This window comes from Corynebacterium frankenforstense (assembly GCF_030211955.1).
GTDB classification, from domain to species: Bacteria; Actinomycetota; Actinomycetes; order Mycobacteriales; family Mycobacteriaceae; genus Corynebacterium; species Corynebacterium frankenforstense_A.
Window position 1 is genome coordinate 49,058 of sequence record NZ_JASODI010000006.1, and the last position, 18,250, is coordinate 67,307.

At 71.3% G+C, this 18,250-nt stretch carries 11 protein-coding genes; 5 read left to right on the top strand and 6 right to left on the bottom strand.

Features of this window, described 5'->3' with window-relative positions:
- Nucleotides 1-81 precede the first annotated feature (81 nt).
- Nucleotides 82-3,552, top strand: coding sequence for an arabinosyltransferase domain-containing protein (locus QP119_RS04450; protein ID WP_284773913.1), 3,471 nt, complete (start codon nt 82-84; stop codon nt 3,550-3,552).
- Here QP119_RS04450 and QP119_RS04455 read toward each other — a convergent pair.
- Both QP119_RS04455 and QP119_RS04460 read right to left on the bottom strand, forming a co-directional pair.
- Nucleotides 3,549-4,859, bottom strand: a complete 1,311-nt coding sequence (locus QP119_RS04455; RefSeq protein WP_284773915.1) for a PrsW family intramembrane metalloprotease — start codon at nt 4,857-4,859, stop codon at nt 3,549-3,551. The genes QP119_RS04450 and QP119_RS04455 overlap by 4 nt on opposite strands.
- On the bottom strand, nt 4,856-5,713 hold the full coding sequence (locus QP119_RS04460) for a hypothetical protein (protein ID WP_284773917.1): 858 nt from the start codon (nt 5,711-5,713) through the stop codon (nt 4,856-4,858). Before QP119_RS04460 ends, QP119_RS04455 begins: the two co-directional genes overlap by 4 nt.
- Nucleotides 5,714-5,763: 50 nt before the next feature.
- Here QP119_RS04460 and QP119_RS04465 point away from each other — a divergent pair, with 50 nt between their 5' ends.
- Nucleotides 5,764-7,701, top strand: a complete 1,938-nt coding sequence (locus QP119_RS04465) for a M13 family metallopeptidase (protein WP_284773919.1) — start codon at nt 5,764-5,766, stop codon at nt 7,699-7,701.
- Nucleotides 7,702-7,891: 190 nt separating this feature from the next.
- Here the strand turns inward: QP119_RS04465 and QP119_RS04470 are convergent, their stop codons facing one another.
- Nucleotides 7,892-10,030: an acyl-CoA dehydrogenase family protein gene (locus QP119_RS04470; protein ID WP_284773921.1), complete on the bottom strand. Its 2,139-nt coding sequence runs from the start codon at nt 10,028-10,030 to the stop codon at nt 7,892-7,894.
- A gap of 225 nt (nt 10,031-10,255) precedes the next feature.
- On the bottom strand, nt 10,256-11,554 hold the full coding sequence (locus QP119_RS04475) for an acetyl-CoA C-acetyltransferase (RefSeq protein ID WP_284773924.1): 1,299 nt from the start codon (nt 11,552-11,554) through the stop codon (nt 10,256-10,258).
- A 290-nt stretch (nt 11,555-11,844) separates the two neighbouring features.
- Here QP119_RS04475 and QP119_RS04480 point away from each other — a divergent pair, with 290 nt between their 5' ends.
- Both QP119_RS04480 and QP119_RS04485 read left to right on the top strand, forming a co-directional pair.
- Nucleotides 11,845-13,242, top strand: a complete 1,398-nt coding sequence (locus QP119_RS04480) for a 3-oxoacyl-ACP reductase (RefSeq protein WP_284773926.1) — start codon at nt 11,845-11,847, stop codon at nt 13,240-13,242.
- A gap of 3 nt (nt 13,243-13,245) precedes the next feature.
- Nucleotides 13,246-14,289: a MaoC family dehydratase gene (locus tag QP119_RS04485; RefSeq protein WP_284773928.1), complete on the top strand. Its 1,044-nt coding sequence runs from the start codon at nt 13,246-13,248 to the stop codon at nt 14,287-14,289.
- A 184-nt stretch (nt 14,290-14,473) separates the two neighbouring features.
- On the opposite strand, the gene QP119_RS04490 is transcribed toward QP119_RS04485, so the two are convergent.
- Nucleotides 14,474-15,109, bottom strand: coding sequence for a CG0192 family protein (locus QP119_RS04490; RefSeq protein WP_284773929.1), 636 nt, complete (start codon nt 15,107-15,109; stop codon nt 14,474-14,476).
- Between the two features lie 90 nt (nt 15,110-15,199).
- On the opposite strand from QP119_RS04490, the gene QP119_RS04495 reads away from it, so the two are divergent.
- On the top strand, nt 15,200-16,162 hold the full coding sequence (locus tag QP119_RS04495; protein WP_284773930.1) for an alpha/beta hydrolase: 963 nt from the start codon (nt 15,200-15,202) through the stop codon (nt 16,160-16,162).
- 12 nt (nt 16,163-16,174) lie between these two features.
- Here QP119_RS04495 and QP119_RS04500 read toward each other — a convergent pair whose 3' ends face one another.
- On the bottom strand, nt 16,175-17,941 hold the full coding sequence (locus QP119_RS04500) for an ATP-binding protein (RefSeq protein ID WP_284773932.1): 1,767 nt from the start codon (nt 17,939-17,941) through the stop codon (nt 16,175-16,177).
- Between the last annotated feature and the right edge of the window lie 309 nt (nt 17,942-18,250).

Sequence of the window (18,250 nt, forward strand, 5' to 3'; positions counted from 1 at the left end):
TGGCGCGTGGGGCAGGCGCCCACCGGGCGGCCCGGGCGCGGCTTGGGGCCGCGCCGCGGGGCTGCCGTAGACTCACGATATGTGACTGACCCGTCGAGATCCCCCAAGAACCCGCACCCCGACGCACCCGCGGCGGAATCGCCCGCGGCGGCCACGGCGACGTCGGCAAGCGTGCGCGGTGACCACGACGCACGGCGCACGCACACCGCGGAGCTGCCGCAGCCGGAGCGCCCGCTCGCGCCGCGGTGGCTGAAGACCCTGGCCGTCGTCACCGGCGTGCTGGCGTTCCTGTCCTTTTTGGCCGTGCCGTTCCTGCCGGTCAAGCAGACGCAGTCGACGCTGAACTGGCCGCAGGACGGCGACCTGGCCAGCGTGAACGCGCCGCTGATGTCCTACGCCCCGGAGGAGCTCGAGGCCACGGTGCCCGTCGACGCCGTCGGCCGGCTCAACGAGGGCGAGACGCTGCTGCTGGGCACGGTGCCCTCGGACTCGGAGAAGTCCGGGCAGCGCGGGCTGTTCGTGCGCTCCGTCGACGGCGACCTGAGCGTGGCCAGCGCCGGCACCGTCTTCTTCCGGCTCTCGCCCGAGGAGGTCGACGCCCTCGACGCGGACGCGGCGCTGCACGTCAAGGTCACCGAGGACGCGGCGACCGTCGACGTGACCGGGCAGGCCGCCGGCGTGGGCACCCTCGACGAGGAGACCCTGACCGGCGAGAAGCCCGACGAGGACCTGCGCCCCATGGTCACGGGCGTCTACTCCGAGATCGCCGACGCCCCCGACAACGCCGCCGCCCTGGCCGACGCCGGCCTGGACGTGCACGTGGAGATCAACTCCCGGTTCACCTCCTCGCCGACGGTGTGGAAGTCGCTGGCGATGTGGCTGGGCGTGGTGCTCACCGCAGTCTCCCTGTGGTGCCTGTGGCGCCTGGACCGCCTCGACGGGCGCGGCCGGCTGCCCGTGGTGCGGCCCGGGTCCTGGCGCCCGCGGGTGCTCGACTGGATCGTCGGCGGCGTACTCCTCTTCTGGCACTTCTTCGGCGCCAACACCGCCGACGACGGCTACCTTTTGACCATGGCCCGCGAGGCCGGGCCCAGCGGCTACATGGCAAACTACTACCGCTGGTTCGGCGTGCCCGAGTCGCCCTTCGGCACCCCCTACTACGACCTGCTGGCCCTGATGACGCACGTGTCCACCGCCTCGGCGTGGATGCGGCTGCCCGCCCTGGTCAGCGCCCTGATCATCTGGTTCGTGCTCTCCCGTGAGGTGCTGCCGCGCCTGGGCGAGGCCGTCGGCGCACGCAAGGTCACGCTGTGGACCGTCGCCGCGATCTTCCTGGCCTTCTGGCTGCCTTACGACAACGGCACCCGCCCCGAGCCCGTCATCGCGATGGGCGCGCTGGTGACCTGGGTCAGCTTCGAGCGGGCCATCGCCACCCGGCGCCTGCTGCCCGCCGCGGTCGGTCTGATCATCGCCACGCTCTCCCTGGGCGCCGGCCCGACCGGCCTGATGGCCGTGGCCGCCTTCCTGGTCAGCCTGCCGGCGCTGTTCCGCGTGCTCTTCGCCCGCCGCGCCATGGTCGGCTCGGTGCTGCCGATGCTCGCGCCCTTCCTCGGCGCCGGCACCGCGATCCTCATCGCCGTCTTCGCCGACCAGACGCTGGCCGGCGTGCTCGAGTCGACGCGCGTGCGCGGCGAGATCGGCCCCTCGCTGCCCTGGTACCAGGAGTTCGCCCGCTACCAGTCGCTCTTCGACGTCGGCACCGTCGACGGCGCGTTCACCCGCCGCTTCCCGATGCTCATCCTCTTCGTGGCCCTGGCCGTCGTGGTCCTGGCCGTGGTGCGCTGGCGGCGCATCCCGGGCACGGACCTCGGTCCGGTGCTGCGTCTGGTGGGCATCGTCGTCGGCGCGATGTTCTTCATGATGTTCACGCCCACCAAGTGGACCCACCACTTCGGCGTCTACGCGGGCATCGGCGCCGCGCTCGCGGCGGTGGCCGCGCTGGCGGTCTCGCTGCTCGCGCTGCGCTCGCGGCGCGCGCACACGCTGATCGTCGGCGGCTTCCTGCTGCTCTACGCACTCGCCCTGGCCGGCGACAACGGCTGGTGGTACGTCTCCAGCTTCGCGATCCCCTGGTGGGACCGCCCGGTGCAGTACCACGCGGTCTTCGCCACCTCGATCGTGCTGCTCATCGCCATCCTGGTGCTGGCCGTCGGCGTGGTGCAGGCCCTGGTCGCCGGGGTGCGCGGCACCAGCCCGGCGCCGAGGCAGAACGCCTGGACCCGCCTGGTCGCCGCCCCGATCGCGGTGCTCGGCGTGGTCACGGCGGCCTTCTCGGTGGCCAGCTTCGCCAAGGGCTTCATCGACCAGTACCCGGCCTACTCCGTGGGCAAGGGCAACCTGAACGACCTGCGCGGCAAGACCTGCGGGCTCGGTGGCGACGTGCTGGTCGAGGCCGACACGAACGACTCCTTCCTCACCCCGATCGACGGCGTGCCGCTCGGCGAGTCCCTCGAGGCCGGCGAGGTGCGCGGCTTCGACCCGAACGCCGTGCCCAGCGACATCGCCCCGGACGACGTGGCCACCGGCGATGCCGGCTCCTTCGCCACCCAGGCCTCCCAACAGCAGAACACCGCGGACGGTGACGACGCCACCTCCGGCACCACCGGCGGCGAGCGCGGCGGCGAGGCCGTCGGCGTCAACGGCTCTACCCAGGACCTGCCGTTCAACCTGGACTTCCGCCGGGTGCCGGTGATCGGCTCCTACACCCCGGAGGGTGAGCTCGGCGCGGCCGCCGCGGCCAAGACCGCCTGGTACGAGATGCCCGACCAGCGCAGCGGGGACAAGCCGGTGCTCGTCGTCTCGGCGGCCGGCTCCATCGAGCACCACGACATCAACGGCGAGCTCAAGGAGGGCCAGCGCCTGGTCCTCGAGTACGGCACCCGCGGCGCCGACGGCGAGGTCACCGACACCGGCACCGTCGAGCTCTACGACGTCGGACTCTCCCCGACGTGGCGCAATCTGCGCCTGCCGCTCGACGAGCTGCCCGAGTCGGCCGACGTGGTGCGCATCAACGCCCGCGACACCTCGCTCGACGAGGACGAGTGGCTGGCCTTCACCCCGCCGCGCGTGCCGACGCTGGAGCACCTGAGCGAGCGCCTCGACGCCGACGCCCCCGGCATGATCGACTGGTCGGTCGGCCTGCAGTTCCCGTGCCAGCGGCCCTTCGGCCACTACGCGGGCGTGGCGGAGATCCCCGAGTTCCGCGTCTCGCCGGACGGCCCGGGCAAGCGCACGCTCTCGCCGGTGCAGGACTACGCCGGCGGCGGCACGCTGGGCCTGGCCGAGACGGTCAACTGGTCCTACGAGCTGCCCGCCTACCTCGACGGCGACTGGCAGCGTGACTGGGGCTCCCTGGAGATCTACACCCCGCGCTCGAACTCGCAGGGCGATCAGCCGCGGGTGGCGCAGATCGACCACGAGGAGATCACGCGCTCGGGGCTGTGGAAGCCCTCCGAGATGAACATCGACACCCAGGACGAGGAGAAGAACTAGCGGCGGCCCTCGGACTCCGCGGCCCAGCCGCCCGGCTCCGGCCGGTACGGGTCATAGGCGCCGTAGGGGGCCGGGTACCGCTGGTGCGGACCCGCCGGAGGCTGGCTGTAAGGACCTGCCGGGTGCTGGTTGTACGGCCCGGCGGGGTACGGCCCCTGCACAGGCTGACCAGGCGAAGGCTGCACCGGCTGACCCGGCAGAGGCTGATCCGGTGCGGGCCGACCCGGCGCGCCCGGACCACCGATTTCCGACGCGCCCGGCGTCGGCTGCGTCCCCCACCCCGGCGCGCCCTGCGCGCCCGGCGCGGGGACGCCCTTACCGCCCCACCCGGCGCCCGGTGCGGGGAGCCCGGCCGCTGAAGCACCGGGGACACCGGGCCCGACCGCCGGAGCACCGGGAGCACCGCCCGCCGGGGCACCCGGCCCGGGGACACCGGGCCCCGGCACCTGCGCCCGCTGCCGCGCACGCCGGCGCATGCTGCCGTCGTAGTGCCACGGGCGGGCCTCCCGGTCCGCCCGGCCAAGCAGGTGCCCGCGCCACATCAGCCCGATGAACAGCGGGTAGCCCACCAGCGCGACCGCGATGTAGACGGCGATCTGCGCCGGGATCGAGCCGGTCATCATGTTCCAGCAGAAGTGCAGGGCGAATCCGGCGCCCACCCACGCGCACGCCGCGCCCCACCGCCGGGCGGTGCTCAGACGGGCGTCGAAAAGCGCCACGCCGATGCCCCAGCCGGCCAGGCCAGTGAACATCACGTGCAGGCCGGGGCCGAAGACCACGCGCAGCAGCCACATCCCCAGGGTGCCCTCGACGTCGGTGTTCGGGTCGAGCATCGCGCCGAAGCTGGCGTAGAGGGCGTTCTCGTAGGTCTCGAAGCCGAGGCCCACCAGCGCGCCGGTGACCAGCCCGTGCCAGGGGCGGTCCACGCCGCGGAAGCTGAGCAGGATCACGGCCACGGCGGCGGACTTGAGGATCTCCTCCGGGTAGGCGCCGCCGAAGGACATGTTCACCGCGTCCCAGCCGAGCTTGGTCACCACCGAGGAGATCGGCCCGGCCCACGGCAGCACGGCCGTGGCGATACCGATGCCGCTGGCCACGCAGGCGAACGCCCAGCCGAAGCCGGCCGCGGGCCAGTGGGCGAGCAGGCGCAGCAGCAGGATCCACGCGGCCATGTAGACCGCGCCGAGCGGCAGGCTCAGCAACAGCCCGGGCGGCGACATGATCCCGCTGGGTACCAGCAGCAGCGCGGAGACGGGCACCGTGACAATCACGAGCACCCACAGGGTGATCTGGAAGAGCCTGCTCATGCGCGCACCTCCTCGGCGGCGGCGCCCGCGCGGTGCACTCCCGCGCGGACGGCGGCGGCGCCCGCGCGGCCCGCACCGGCACCCGCCGCGTCGTAGAAACTGCCCCGGTGGTCGGAGAGATCGGGGAGATCGGGCACGCCCGAGCGTTCCTCGCGCCCCGGAAGCTCGGAGCCGGAGCCGCCGGGGCCGGCTCCGGGCCTGCCCAGCGCGTTGAGCTCCGCCTGCGCCTCGGCCGGGATCTCCCCGCCACCGAGCGCGCGCCAGACCGGCGCCACGAGCCGCGCGGCGTCGTCGCCCTCGACGACGGCGACGAGCATCGGGTCCGGGTCGTCCGCGCCGGCGCCCTCGCCGCGCGCGTCGGGGTCAATCATGGCCACGCCGACCACGGGTTCCTCGGAGGAGACCGCCATGCCGAAGCGCCCGTCCCAGTGCACCTCGACGTCGGCGAAGTCGAAGATGACGTTCTGCGACAGCGCCCGCATCGCGCGGCGCACCGACCGGTCGGCGTCGCGGTAGCCCTCGGCGGCCATCATGTCGATGCGCTCCCCGCCGCAGTTGTAGGCGGCGCCCGAGAGCGACTCCATGTCGGCCTCGCAGATCATCGTCTGGCCGGTGGCCGGGTCCTCGACGGGCAGCTCCCAGTCGAAGCCCTCGGCGCTCAGGACCACCTCGTCGTCGGCGTCGGCCTCGGGGAGGGCGAGGTCGAGGACGAAGGGGACGATCAGGGTCAGTGCCAGCAGCCCGGTCAGCAGCCACCATGCCCGGTACGGAGGTACGGGGCCGAGCCGCCAGGCGCGCGGATCGGCGATGGCCGCCCGCTCCCCCGGACTCACGCGCGGTGCCGTCAGTTGCATGGCGCCCAGGCTACGCGAGGCCCCCCACCACCCGCTCTATGGTGGACGCCATGAACGATCTCTACCACTACGTCAACGGGCCGTGGATCGCGCGGCACACCATCCCCGCCGACCGCGGCGTCGACGGCACCTTCCACGCGCTTCGCGACGCCGCCGAGGCCGACGTCCGCGACATCCTCACCGCCGACGAGGGCCTGCCGGGGCGCCTGTTCGCCTCCTTCATGGACACCGAGGGCGTCAACGCCGCCGGTGTGACGCCCCTGGCGCCGGAGCTGAAGAAGATTGACGACGCCGCGTCGGCCCCGGCGTTGGCGCGCGTGCTCGGCGAGCTGGACCGGGTGGGCGGCAGCGCCCCGGTCGGCTTCTGGGTGGAGAAGGACTCCGGCGGCGAGGAGGCCCTGGCCTACCTGGTGCAGGCCGGACTCGGCCTGCCGGACGAGGCCTACTACCGCGAGGAGGCGCACGCCAAGACGCTGCGCCGTTACCGCGGGCACGTCGAGCGCATGCTCGGCTTCCTCGACGGCGTGGACGCCGCCGCGGCCGCCGACGCCGCGAAGCGCGTCGTGGACCTCGAGACCGAGATCGCGGCCGGCCACTGGGACGTGGTCGCCTCGCGCGACGCCGTCAAGACCTACAACCCGACCGAGTTCGCCGAGCTGCCCGAGGTGGTGCGCGAGATGCTCGCCGGCGGTGGGCTGCCGGAGCACCGCATCGTGGTGATGATGCCGAGCTACCTCGAGCACCTCGCCGGGCTGTTCACCGACGAGCGCCTGGACGACTGGAAGCTGTGGGCGCGCTGGGCGCTACTGCGCGCGAGCGCCGGGGTGCTCTCCGAGGAGATCTCGGCGGCCAACTTCGACTTCTACGGCCGCGTACTCTCCGGCGCGGAGGAGCAGCGCGCGCGCTGGAAGCGCGGCGCGGGCCTGGCCGAGCAGATGGTCGGCCAGGAGATCGGCAAGAAGTTCGTCGACGAGCACTTCCCGGCCTCCTCGAAGGAGCGCATGCTGGGCCTGGTCGACGAGCTGGTCGCCGCCTACCGCGAGCGCGTCAGCCAGCTGGAGTGGATGACCCCGGCGACCCGCGAGCGCGCCCTGGAGAAGCTGGGCCTGTTCCGCGCGAAGATCGGCTACCCGGACAACTGGCGCAGCTACGAGGGCCTGGAGTTCTCGGACAAGGGCGCCGACCTGGTAGCCAACACCCGCAAGGCCGCGGCGTTCAACCACGACTTCGAGGTGACCAAGATCGGCAAGCCGGCGGACCGCGACGAGTGGGTGACCACCCCGCAGACCGTCAACGCCTTCTACAACCCGGTGGTCAACGACATCACCTTCCCGGCGGCGATCCTGCGCCCACCGTTCTTCGACCCGGAGGCCGACGCCGCCGAGAACTTCGGCGCGATCGGTGCCGTGATCGGCCACGAGATCGGCCACGGCTTCGACGATCAGGGCTCGCGCTACGACGGCCACGGCAACCTGAACTCCTGGTGGACCGACGAGGACCGCGAGGCGTTCACGAAGCTGACCAACCGGCTGGTCGAGCAGTTCGACGGGCTGGTGCCCACCGAACTCAAGGAGGCCGGCATCGAGTCCGGCGGGGTCAACGGCTCGTTCACGCTGGGCGAGAACATCGGTGACCTCGGCGGCCTGGGCATCGCGGTGGTGGCCTACCTGCGCCATCTCAAGGCCGAGGGTGTCTCCCCGGAGGAGACCGAGAAGAAGGCCTTCGAGGTCTCGGACGCGGACCCGGAGATCGCCGGGCGCAGCTTCGACGGCCTGCAGCGGCTCTTCCTGGCGTGGGCGCGCGTGTGGCGCACGGCGATCCGCCCGGAGATGGCCACGCAGTACCTGGCCATCGACCCGCACTCGCCGGCGGAGTTCCGCTGCAACGTCATCGCGGCCAACATCGACGAGTTCTACGAGGCCTTCCCCGAGGTCGGCGAGGACAACCCGATGTACGTCGCCCCCGAGCGGCGCGTCACAATTTGGTGACCGTCGCTTGACGACGTCGCGCCGCACCCGCCGTGCGCACCGCGCGGCGTCGCGCGCGTGACGACGCTCCGCACGTGACGGCGCTCCGCACCGTCACCTATAGATAAGGAGGCCGCCGATCCCGAACCGGGACCGGCGGCCTCCTTGTCTGTTCTCCGGCGGCGGCGCGTCAGCACCGCCGCGCGGGTGTTTACTCGGCCGCCTGGCGCCCCGCGGCGTCGTCACCCGACACCTCGCGGTTGGGCACGCGGTCGGCGACGCCGGCGCTGGCGGCCAGGTCCGCGGCGATCTCCTCGCGGTTCTGCTCCGGCACGCCCTCGACGCCGGCGCGGGTGGTCAGCATCGGCACGTCGAGGACCACGTCCGGCACCCCGAAGCCGTCGACGAGCTGCTCGGCCCAGGGGCCCAGCGAGTCGACCAGGTCGTTGACCGCAGCGCGCGCGGCGGAGATCCGGCCGCCGACGAGCACGTTCTTCTCCTGGTACCAGCCCGAGTTCTTCAGTATGGTGTCCAGCGCGAAGAGCTGGCGGATCTGCTCGAAGACCTTGCGCAGCAGGGAGTCCTCCGGCAGGTCGTCCATGTCGGCCTCGGCCTCGAGGAGCGCCTCGAGCAGCAGGGTGTCCACGCGCGCCCAGGCGCAGTCGATGAGGTGGTCCTGGGCCTTGTCCACGACCTCGGCGGCCTCGGCCAGCGGCAGGTCCTTGGCCGTCCGCAGGCGGCGCCCCAGCGCGCGCAGCATGTTCTGCTCGCGCTCCTGGAAGAGCTTGAGCTGGTAGGACGCGTTGAACAGCGAGTTCTCGTCGTTGCGGCTGATGCTCTCGACCCAGTTCTGCACGGTCAGCGGGATCGGGGTGCGCTTGCGCAGGATCTCGCTGACGCTGTCGACGCCGAACTTGACGATGTCGATGCCCGACAGCCCGGACATCTCGCGCGAGTAGGCGGTGATGATCTCCTTGCCCACCAGCTGCGCGAGCACCGTGTTGTCGCCCTCGAAGGTGACGAAGACGTCGGCGTCCGCACGGAAGGTGGTCAGCAGGTTCTCGGCCATGTAGCCTGCGCCGCCGCAGGCCTCGCGGGCCTCCTGGATGGCGTCCATGGCGTGGGCGGTGTTGGCGATCTTGACGGCCGCGGCGCGCGACTCGAACTCGCGCTGCTTCCACAGGTCCTCGCCGGTGCGGTTGACCGTCTCGGTGTCGCGCAGGCGCTCGTCGGCGGTCTTGATCAGCTGGTTCTGCAGCAGCGCCAGCGCGTAGGAGCGCGCGATGCGCGGGATGAGGCGGCGGCGGTGCTGGCGGTGGCCGATCAGGAGCCGCTCCTTGCCGGGCACCGTCTCGAATTGACGACGCCGCGTCGCGTACTTCGTGGCGATGGCCAGCGCCGAGCGCGTGGCGGCGCCGGCGGCGGCGCCGACCGCGATGCGGCCGCGGATCAGCGTGCCGAGCATGGTGAAGAAGCGGCGGTTGTCCGACTCGATCGAGGAGGTGTAGTGGCCCTTCTCGTCGACGTCGCCGAAGCGGTTGAGCAGGTTCTCGCGCGGCACGCGCACGTGGTCGAACTTCAGGGTGCCGTTGTCGACGCCGTTGAGGCCGCCCTTGTGGCCGTTGTCCTCGATGGTCACGCCCGGCAGGGGGTTTCCGGCTCCGTCGCGGATCGGCACGATGAAGCAGTGCACGCCGCGGGACTCCTCGCTCTCCGGGGTGTAGAGCTGGGCGAAGACGGCGGCGATGGAGCCGTGCTTGGCGGCGTTGCCCAGGTAGGTCTTCTCCGAGGAGGGCGTCGGTGAGTGGATGTCGAACTCGCCGGTGGCCGGGTCGAAGTGGGCGGTGGTCTCCAGGTCGCGGACGTTGGAGCCGTGGCCGCGCTCGGTCATGGCGAAGGCGCCGAGCAGCTTCAGGTCGATGGTGTCCTGCACGTACTGGCGGTGGCGCTCGGTGCCGAGGGCGTCGACGGCACCGCCCCACAGACCCCACTGCACGCCGGCCTTGACCATGAGCTGCAGGTTGACCCCGCCGATCATCTCGAGGCTGGTGAGCATGTTGCCGTTCTCGCCCTGGCCGCCGTTGGCCACGGAGAAGGCGCCGGACTGGATGCCGGTGGCGCCCATGGCCTTGACCTGGCCGAGCAGGCGCTCGCGCTGCTCGTCGAGGCTGAGGTGCGGGGCCGGCAGGAGGTCCGGGTTGTTGATGGTCTCGCGCACCTCGCGGCGCAGGCGGGCCCAGGGGCCGTCGAGGATGGCGCGCAGACCGCGGCCGATCTTGTCATCGGTCTCGGTGGGCAGGACGGCCGGGCTACCGGACTCGGGCTTGGCCGTGGTAATTTTGTTACTCATAACATAGTCCTTTCCTCGTGTGCTATGGCTCACCCTAAAGGAGCCGACACTCCCCTGTCATGGAAAAACGAATAACGATTCGGTTGAGGACACCCGGTCCGACCCCGCCCCGGCGCGGCCCGGCATGGCCCGGCGCGGAGGCGCACCGCCGCGCGAGGCGGCCGGCACGTCCCGGCGCGGCCCGGCACTCGAGGCCGGCGCGCGAGGCCGGGGCGGTGGCGCGGGTCAGCGCTCCAGGATGGCGACGATGCCCTGGCCGCCGGCGGCGCAGATGCTGACCAGGGTGCGGCCGCCGCCGCTCTCCTCGAGCGTCTTCGCGGCGGTGGCCAGGATGCGCCCGCCGGTGGCGGCGAAGGGGTGGCCGGCGGCCAGCGAGGAGCCCTTGACATTGAGCTTGGCGCGGTCGATGGAGCCCAGCGCGCCGTCGAGACCCAGGCACCCGCGGCAGTACTCGTCGGACTCCCAGGCGGACAGGGTGGCCAGGACCTGGGAGGCGAAGGCCTCGTGGATCTCGTAGAAGTCGAAGTCCTGCAGGCTCAGACCGTTGCGCTCGAGCATGCGCGGCACGGCGTAGGTCGGGGCCATCAGCAGGCCGTCGGGGCCGTGGACGAAGTCGACCGCGGCGATCTCGGTGTCGACCAGGTAGGCACGCACCGGGATGTTGTGCTGCTCCGCCCATTCCTCGCTGGCCAGCAGGGCCACCGAGGCGCCGTCGGTCAGCGGGGTCGAGTTGCCGGCGGTCATGGTCGTCTGCGCACCGTGGCGCTCGGCGTCCTTCTTGCCGAAGACCGGCTTGAGCTTGGCCAGCTTCTCCGTGTCGGAGTCCGGGCGGAGGTTGGTGTCGCGCTGCACGCCGAGAAACGGGGTCAGCAGGTCAGAGAAGAATCCGGCCTCGTAGGCGGCGGCGAGGTTACGGTGCGAGGCGACGGCCAGCTCGTCCTGGGCCTGGCGCGTGATGCCGAACTCGCGGGCGGTGATCGCGGCGTGCTCGCCCATCGACAGCCCGGTGCGCGGCTCGCCGTTCTGCGGCTGCTCGGGCGCCAGCTGCTTCGGGCGGATCGAGCCGACGAGCTTGAGCTTGTCCGCGGTGGACTTGGCGGTGGTCAGCTTGATCAGGGTACGGCGCAGCTCGTCGCCGACGGCCAGCGGGGCGTCCGAGGTGGTGTCCACACCGCCGGCCAGGCCGGCCTCGATGCGGCCGCGGGCGATCGCGTCCGCCACGGAGACGGCGGCGGCCAGGCCGGTGCCGCAGGCCTGCTGGACGTCCATGGCCGGGGTCTGCGAGCTCAGCGCAGAGCCGAGCACGCACTCGCGGGTGAGGTTGAAGTCGCGGGAGTGCTTGAGCACGGCGCCCGCGACGACCATGCCGAGGCGCTCGTCTTGCAGGCCGTAGCGGGCGACGAGCCCGTCGATGGCGGCGGTGAGCATGTCCTGGTTGGAGGCGTCGGCGTACTCGCGGTTGGAGCGCGCGAAGGGGATGCGGTTGCCGCCGAGGACGGCGACGCGGCGGGTGGAGGTGATCATGGTGTACTCCTCGGTTGTCGTGGCCGCGGTTTTCCCGCGGGGCGTTCCCGGGGAATGATCGCACACTCCGACGTGGCGTGTGCAACTTTTCTTTTTTGATTTGGCTTGCGCCACACTTGCCGCTGCTACGGTGTAGCCGAACCGTGCAGCGGCACCGGCGCCCCGGGCCCGCCCGGGCGCCGCACGCTGCACCGTGCACCGACACCTACAAGACAGAAACCACCTGGGTCCAGGACCGCCGGGTCCGACTCCACACGAGTACAGCACCACCGACCAAGGGAGCCAACACCATGCCGAAGTCCGGACTGCTCGAACAGTTCATCAACTCCCCGCTCGCCGCCAAGGCCGGCGTGCCGCAGGGCGAGAAGCTGCGCCGCCACGCCCCGGGCGAGCCCGCCCTCGACGGCCCCGTCGTCATCGGCGGCGACGGCCGGCTGGCCGGCGGCCTGCGCGACCTGCTCGGCGGCGACTACCAGTACCTCTCCGCCGAGGCCGACACCAAGCGCGCCGCCCTCGTCTTCGACGCCACCGGCATCACCCGCCCCGAGGACCTCGAGGCCCTCTACGACTTCTTCCACCCGCAGCTGCGCAAGGTCGCCCCCTGCGCCCGCCTCGTCGTCCTCGGCACCACCCCCGAGGCCACCGCGGACATCGACGAGCGCATCGCCCAGCGCGCCCTCGAGGGCTTCACCCGCTCGCTGGCCAAGGAGCTGCGCCGAGGCGCCACCTGCCAGCTCGTCTACACCGACCCGGCGCTCCGCGCCGGGTCCGCCGCCACGGGTGCGGGAACCGGCGAGGGCGGGGCGCACGCGGCGTCGGCAAGCGGACTCGCCCCGCTGGCCTCCACGCTGCGCTTCCTGCTCTCCGGCAAGTCCGCCTTCGTCGACGGGCAGGTCATCCGCGTCGGCGCGCAGGCCGCCGAGGAGCCCGCCGACTGGGAACGCCCGCTCGAGGGACGCGTCGCCGTGGTCACCGGTGCGGCCCGCGGCATCGGCGCGACCATCGCCGAGGTGCTCGCCCGCGACGGCGCGCGCGTGGTCTGCGTCGACATCCCCGCCGCCGGTGAGGGCCTTGCCAACACCGCCAACAAGGTCAAGGGCACCGCGCTGCCGCTCGACGTGACCGCCGACGACGCCGCCGAGGTGATCGCCGAGCACGTGCGCGAGCGCTTCGACGCCCCGATCGACACCATCGTGCACAACGCCGGTGTGACCCGCGACAAGCTGCTGGCCAACATGAACGAGGGCCAGTGGAAGATGGTGCAGAACATCAACCTCGTCGCCCCCGTGCGCATCACCGAGGCCCTGCTCGAGGCCGGTGCGCTCTCCGAGTCCGCGCGCGTGGTCGGCGTCTCCTCGATGGCCGGCATCTCCGGCAACCGCGGCCAGACCAACTACGCGACCACCAAGGCCGGCGTGATCGGGCTGGTCGACGCCCTCTCCGGCAAGTTCGCCGAGACCGGCGCGGGCCTGACCGTCAACGCCGTGGCCCCCGGCTTCATCGAGACCGCCATGACCGCCGCGATGCCGCTCGGCCCGCGCGAGGTCGGCCGGCGCATCAACTCGCTGCAGCAGGGCGGCCAGACCGTCGACGTCGCCGAGACCATCGCGTACTTCGCCGCCCCGGCCTCGGCCGCGGTCAGCGGCAACACCGTGCGCGTGTGCGGCCAGAACATGATGGGGGCGTAGAACATGGCTGCTGCGACCAACGGTTACACGAAGCTTGCGGCCGTCCCCGACCTGATGGGCGAGTACCGCGCGGCGCTCGGCGGGCTGGTGCCGGGGCTGGGTGCGCTGAAGAAGGGGTCGGGTGCCGGCGGTTCCGGCGCGCGCTCTGGCGGTGGCGCCGGTGCCGGTGGTGCCGGCGCGCGGGAGATCCCGGCCGAGCGCTTCGAGGTCCACGGCGTGGTCCCCGACACCGCGCACCTGGCCGAGTACTGCCGCACCACCGGCCTGCGCTTCGGCGAGGAGCTGCCCGCGACCTACCCCTACGTGCTGGCGTTCCCGCTGGCCATCAAGGTGATGAACTCGAAGGGCTTCCCCTTCGGCGCCGTCGGCGTGGTCCATCTGACCAACGCCATCGAGCAGACCCGCCCGCTGCACGTCGGCGAGGCGCTCGACATCCGCGTGCGCGCCGAGAACCCGCGCGCCCACCGCGCGGGCATGCTCATCGACATGGTCACCGAGGTCACCATCCCCGCCGAGGGCGACGAGGTGGTCTGGCGGCAGGTCTCCGGCTTCCTGGGCAAGGGGGCCAAGACCGAGGGGCTGCCCGCCGCGGCCGACTCCGCGGTCAAGGCCGCCGGGGAGCCTGCGGCCAACCCCGCCTTCGTGCGGGTCACCCAGGACACGATCTCCGCGTACGCCGAGGCCAGCGGGGACAAGAACCCGATCCACGTCTCCAAGGTGGGCGCGAAGGCCTTCGGCTTCCCGAGCACCATCGCCCACGGCATGTGGTCGGCCGCCGCGATGCTCGCCGGGATGGAGGGCCTGGTGCCCGAGGCCGCGCGCTTCGAGGTGGAGTTCGGCAATCCGGTGCGGCTGCCCTCGAAGGTCGCGTTCACGGCCGACCGGGATGCGGACGGTGCAGGCGCGGACGGTTCGGGGGCGGCCGGCGGGTCGACCGGCGGGTCGACCGCGGTCTCCGCGACCGGTTCGGGCTGGGGGCTGCAGCTGCGTTCGGCGAAGAAGCCCGAGGTCGTCCACGCCGTCGGGCGACTCGAGCCGCTGAGCTGAGTTTGGCCGGGGGCGCCGAGGCCCCGGGCCAGCGGGGGTTACCGGGCCCGGGTCGGTAATCCCGAAATGGGCCCGCTAAACCCGCAGGTCACGGAAGCGGGCGAAATCGCTTACCGACCCCGGGTCGGTAAAACCGTGCGCGCACCCCGGAAATCGAACCGGAATCGCACCGGCCCCTGGCCCCCTACCCCATCCAGTACAGGTCGGCCAGCACGACCTCGGAGTCACCGAAGAGCTCGGGCGCCGTGGTCGTCAGCCGCAGCTTCGGCGTCTGGTACCCGGTGCTCGAGGGGCGGGCCGGGCCGGGCTGCGCGGCGATACGCAGCACGAAGTTCCTGTGCGCGCCGTCGACAAGCGCCACGCCGGAGGCGCGCTGACGGGTGCACTCACGCACGTCCACCTCGCTGACCTCGCTGATCGGGTCGTCGGCCACGCAGCCGCTGCCGTGCGCGGTGAGCACGGGGCTGCCCAGCGAGAAGTCCGCCGAGGTGTCGGCGCCGAGGATCGCGCGGATCATCTCGCGCACGGCGACCGGGTCGGCGGTGGCCATGCTGACCGCGCGCCGGCCGAGCTCACTGTGGTCCATCTCGGTGAAGGTCACGCCCTCGTCGAGCGCGGCCTCGATCGGCCGGTAGGTCACGGGCAGCTGGAGCACGCGGCCGTAGAAGTCGCGGCCTACGAGGATCTCGATGCCGACCTGGTCGTCGGGGTCGACCAGCCGCCAGGACCCGACGACCTCGTCGAAGCCGGCGAAGCGGCGAGCCAGTTCATCCTTGGTGGGGTTCAGCTCGGCGTCGTAGATGTGCGCGGTTCCGCTCATTGGCTCGCTCCTGCCCTTCGAGGCGTTTCAGCACGCTGTCTCCTCCTTATGTACCACAACCGGCTGTGGGACAGACCTAGACTGGTGCTCATGAACGACGCATCCCACGAGCACGACCAGGACCTCGAAAAACAGGCTGACCAGCGCACCGAGGAGGAGATCGACGCCGCCGAGCGCGCGGCCTTCCACGTCGGCGGGGTCGACCGCACCCCGACCGAGGAGGAGCAGCTCGAGCAGATCGGCTCCTACATCGACGCGCACTACCCGCTGCCGCCGTTCACCCCGCCGTGGGCCGGCGGCGACGGCGACCCGGAGCCGGCCGACAAGTGGACCGCGCTGCTGCCGGACCGCCTGACCCACGCGGGCATGCTGATGCTGGGCGCGGGCCTGGACCACTCGATGCCGGGCGTGGCCTTCGGCACCCCGGCCACGGTCGAGGATCTCCCCGAACTGGGCGCCGCCGCCTTCGTGCCGCCGGAGCCGACGGGCGCGTGGGCCGTCTCGCTGCACTCGGGCGGCTGGTGGCGCGGCGCCGGCGAGGCGATGGAGATGCAGTGGCGCCCCGAGGTCGCGGCCGCGGCGGTGCTCTCGGGCACGACGATCATCGACCTCGACTACCCGCTCGCCCCCGAGCACACGGTCCCGGAGATGGTCTCCGCCGTCGAGGCGTGCATCGACCACGCCCGCGCGCAGGGCGCGAAGACCGTCACGGTGTGGGGTTACTCCTCAGGTGGCGCGCTGGCGGTGCTCGCCGGCGCGCGTGCCGACGCCCTGGTGCTGACGTTCCCGGACCTGGGCAGCGTGGCCAAGCTTCCCGACGCCGTGCGTGACGGCGCCGAGCTTCCCGCCCCGTCCGAGTGGGCGCCGACGCTGGCGCAGATCGGCCTACAGGACGAGATCGCCGCCCGCCCGGAGGGGATTGACGACGCCGCGCAGATCACCGTGAGCGAGCTCGTCGCCCGACACCGCATCCAGACGCCGGCGGTGGCGCGCAAGAAGGTGCAGCAGGTCGCCGACTACCTGCGCGAGGTCACCCCGCGCGAGGGGAAGTAGGCGGGAGCCGGGTCAGCTTTCGGATTTGACCCGGTAGAAGGTCCGGCGGCTGCCTTGGCCGCCGACCATTTCTATGGCTTCGGCTTCGATCAGTTTGTTCACCGCGTAGCGCGCCTGCCCCTGAGTCAGCCCGGTGCCGTCCACGATGCCGGCGAAGTTCAGCGGGCCGGCCGCCAACGCCTCCATGACGAGCTGCTGGTTGGTGGGGACCCGATCGATCCCTCGGCCGGTCGAGGACGGTACCGGCTGCTCGTCAGGCCCAGCGGACTGTTCCTGCGGGAAGCTCGAAGACGGACCGGTATCGCGGTCGTTTGCCGGGCTCAGCGAAGCCGTCTCCAGGAAACCGTGTTCCCGCAACCACTCGATCTCGCTTCGAGCGCTTTCCCGGTCCAGCGGCGAGAACTCCTCGACTACCCGCTCCGGGGTCCACGTCTCTCCGGCGTCGCCGGCCAGAATGACCGTCTTCTGGATCGCCGAGAGATCAGTGCCGGGGAAACGCCGCTCCAGAGCCTTCTCGTCGTCGGCGGTGAACCGTCGTTTCCTGGGCAGCATGACGGTGAATTTCACGCCGTTGTCGAAGAGCCTGGGCCTGGCCAACCCCGCCTCACGCACGGAGTCGAACATCTCCCGGATTCCGCCGCCCTCTCCCTCGACCACGCGGGAACCGTCAGGGGTGACGGCGTACTTCATCAGCTGGTAGAGACGCTGGTTGACCTCAGCGGTGTGGACCTCGGCGCTCTCCAGCTGTTCAACCGACACGCCACGCAGACCGCCCGGGCTGGTGATCACCATTCGGTCGTTGTGGACCCGGACGTCGACGTGTCGGCCCGGCTCATCGAGGGACGCCGGGCCGAGATCCCGGTGGACCAGGGCATTGGCCACAAGCTCGCGGATCGCCCGTCCGGGGAACTCCGGACGCTGCTCCATGTGCCCGTCCTCGCGGTAGGCCTGCTCGGTACCGGTGTTCGCGGCGATCCAGTCCACCACGTCAGTGAGCATCTGCGGCACGGGTCCCTCGAAGTGAGTCAGATTCCGGGTTCGCGCCGGTCCCCGCCCCCGGTCGAGACGCACCGCCGCGGTCGCAGAGAGCGAGGGCAACCGTCCCTGCGGGTAGTACCCGAGTCCGTAGAGGCCGGCGACCGTCAGTTCCCCGTCCTTTGTCAGGACTCCGACTGCGCAAAGAAGATCGTCATCGGAGGACAACGCCCCGAGACGCCTGCTATGCCGTCGGATGCTGCCCAGGTAAGCGTCGGTCAGATCGCCATCGAGGTCTTCTCTCGAAGTGCCGGCCACCGGCCGTAGCTCGCCGGGCACCTGCCCACTGAACAGCAGCTTGTCGATCTCGAGAAGGCGTAGGTCATTGGCGTTCATCTGGTAATCGCCGTCACCCTGACGCAGGTACGCGACACCATCCACCGCTGCGGGGCGAAGACTCGGGTGGACCGGTCGCACTTCCGCGACCACGACGCTGACGCCATCGATCTCCACTGAGCTCGTGACTACGTGAGGCGCGGGATCCACCGTGGCACGGGTCTTTTCGACCAGACCCTGGGCGAGCACATTGGGTTGGCGGACACCGGAAATGGCGAAACCGTCATGCTGGTCGACACCGAGCAGAATGACACCCCCGCCCGGCATGTTCGCAAAAGCGCACACTGTCTCCGAGAGATTCTCGGGCAGTCCCCCGTCTGCGCGTTTGGCTTCCACCGAGACGAAGTCGTCACCGTAGCGCCGCAGGTCCTCGACAGCTGCACGCACCTTGTCCGCGGTCCAGTCCATATCGCCAGAGTACAACCAGAGTCATACTTTTACAATGAGTCAGTACAACTTTTAAAGTGAGGGCCCGTACAACACGAAGTCTCAGGGCGGGCAACCTCAATCACCGAGAAAACACCTGCACAAGGAGGCTATCCGGCTTCGCGGCCTCCAGACGAGACTCCCGGATAAATCACCGTCATCCACCCCAGAGTGTGAAACTTTCACACTCTGTTTGCACTCTGGCAACCACAATGAGACTCTCACTGTGGTTTCACTCTGACTTGCTCAGTGAGACTTTCTCACTCCGGCGATCGCGGCCGGACTCCCGCC

Bases quoted from the DNA above. Each gene is read 5' to 3' on its own strand.
- QP119_RS04455 (WP_284773915.1), bottom strand. From the start codon at position 4,859: ATGAGCAGGCTCTTCCAGATCACCCTGTGGGTGCTCGTGATTGTCACG.
- QP119_RS04460 (WP_284773917.1), bottom strand. From the start codon at position 5,713: ATGCAACTGACGGCACCGCGCGTGAGTCCGGGGGAGCGGGCGGCCATC.
- QP119_RS04465 (WP_284773919.1), top strand. From the start codon at position 5,764: ATGAACGATCTCTACCACTACGTCAACGGGCCGTGGATCGCGCGGCAC.
- QP119_RS04470 (WP_284773921.1), bottom strand. From the start codon at position 10,030: ATGAGTAACAAAATTACCACGGCCAAGCCCGAGTCCGGTAGCCCGGCC.
- QP119_RS04475 (WP_284773924.1), bottom strand. From the start codon at position 11,554: ATGATCACCTCCACCCGCCGCGTCGCCGTCCTCGGCGGCAACCGCATC.
- QP119_RS04480 (WP_284773926.1), top strand. From the start codon at position 11,845: ATGCCGAAGTCCGGACTGCTCGAACAGTTCATCAACTCCCCGCTCGCC.
- QP119_RS04485 (WP_284773928.1), top strand. From the start codon at position 13,246: ATGGCTGCTGCGACCAACGGTTACACGAAGCTTGCGGCCGTCCCCGAC.
- QP119_RS04490 (WP_284773929.1), bottom strand. From the start codon at position 15,109: ATGAGCGGAACCGCGCACATCTACGACGCCGAGCTGAACCCCACCAAG.
- QP119_RS04495 (WP_284773930.1), top strand. From the start codon at position 15,200: ATGAACGACGCATCCCACGAGCACGACCAGGACCTCGAAAAACAGGCT.
- QP119_RS04500 (WP_284773932.1), bottom strand. From the start codon at position 17,941: ATGGACTGGACCGCGGACAAGGTGCGTGCAGCTGTCGAGGACCTGCGG.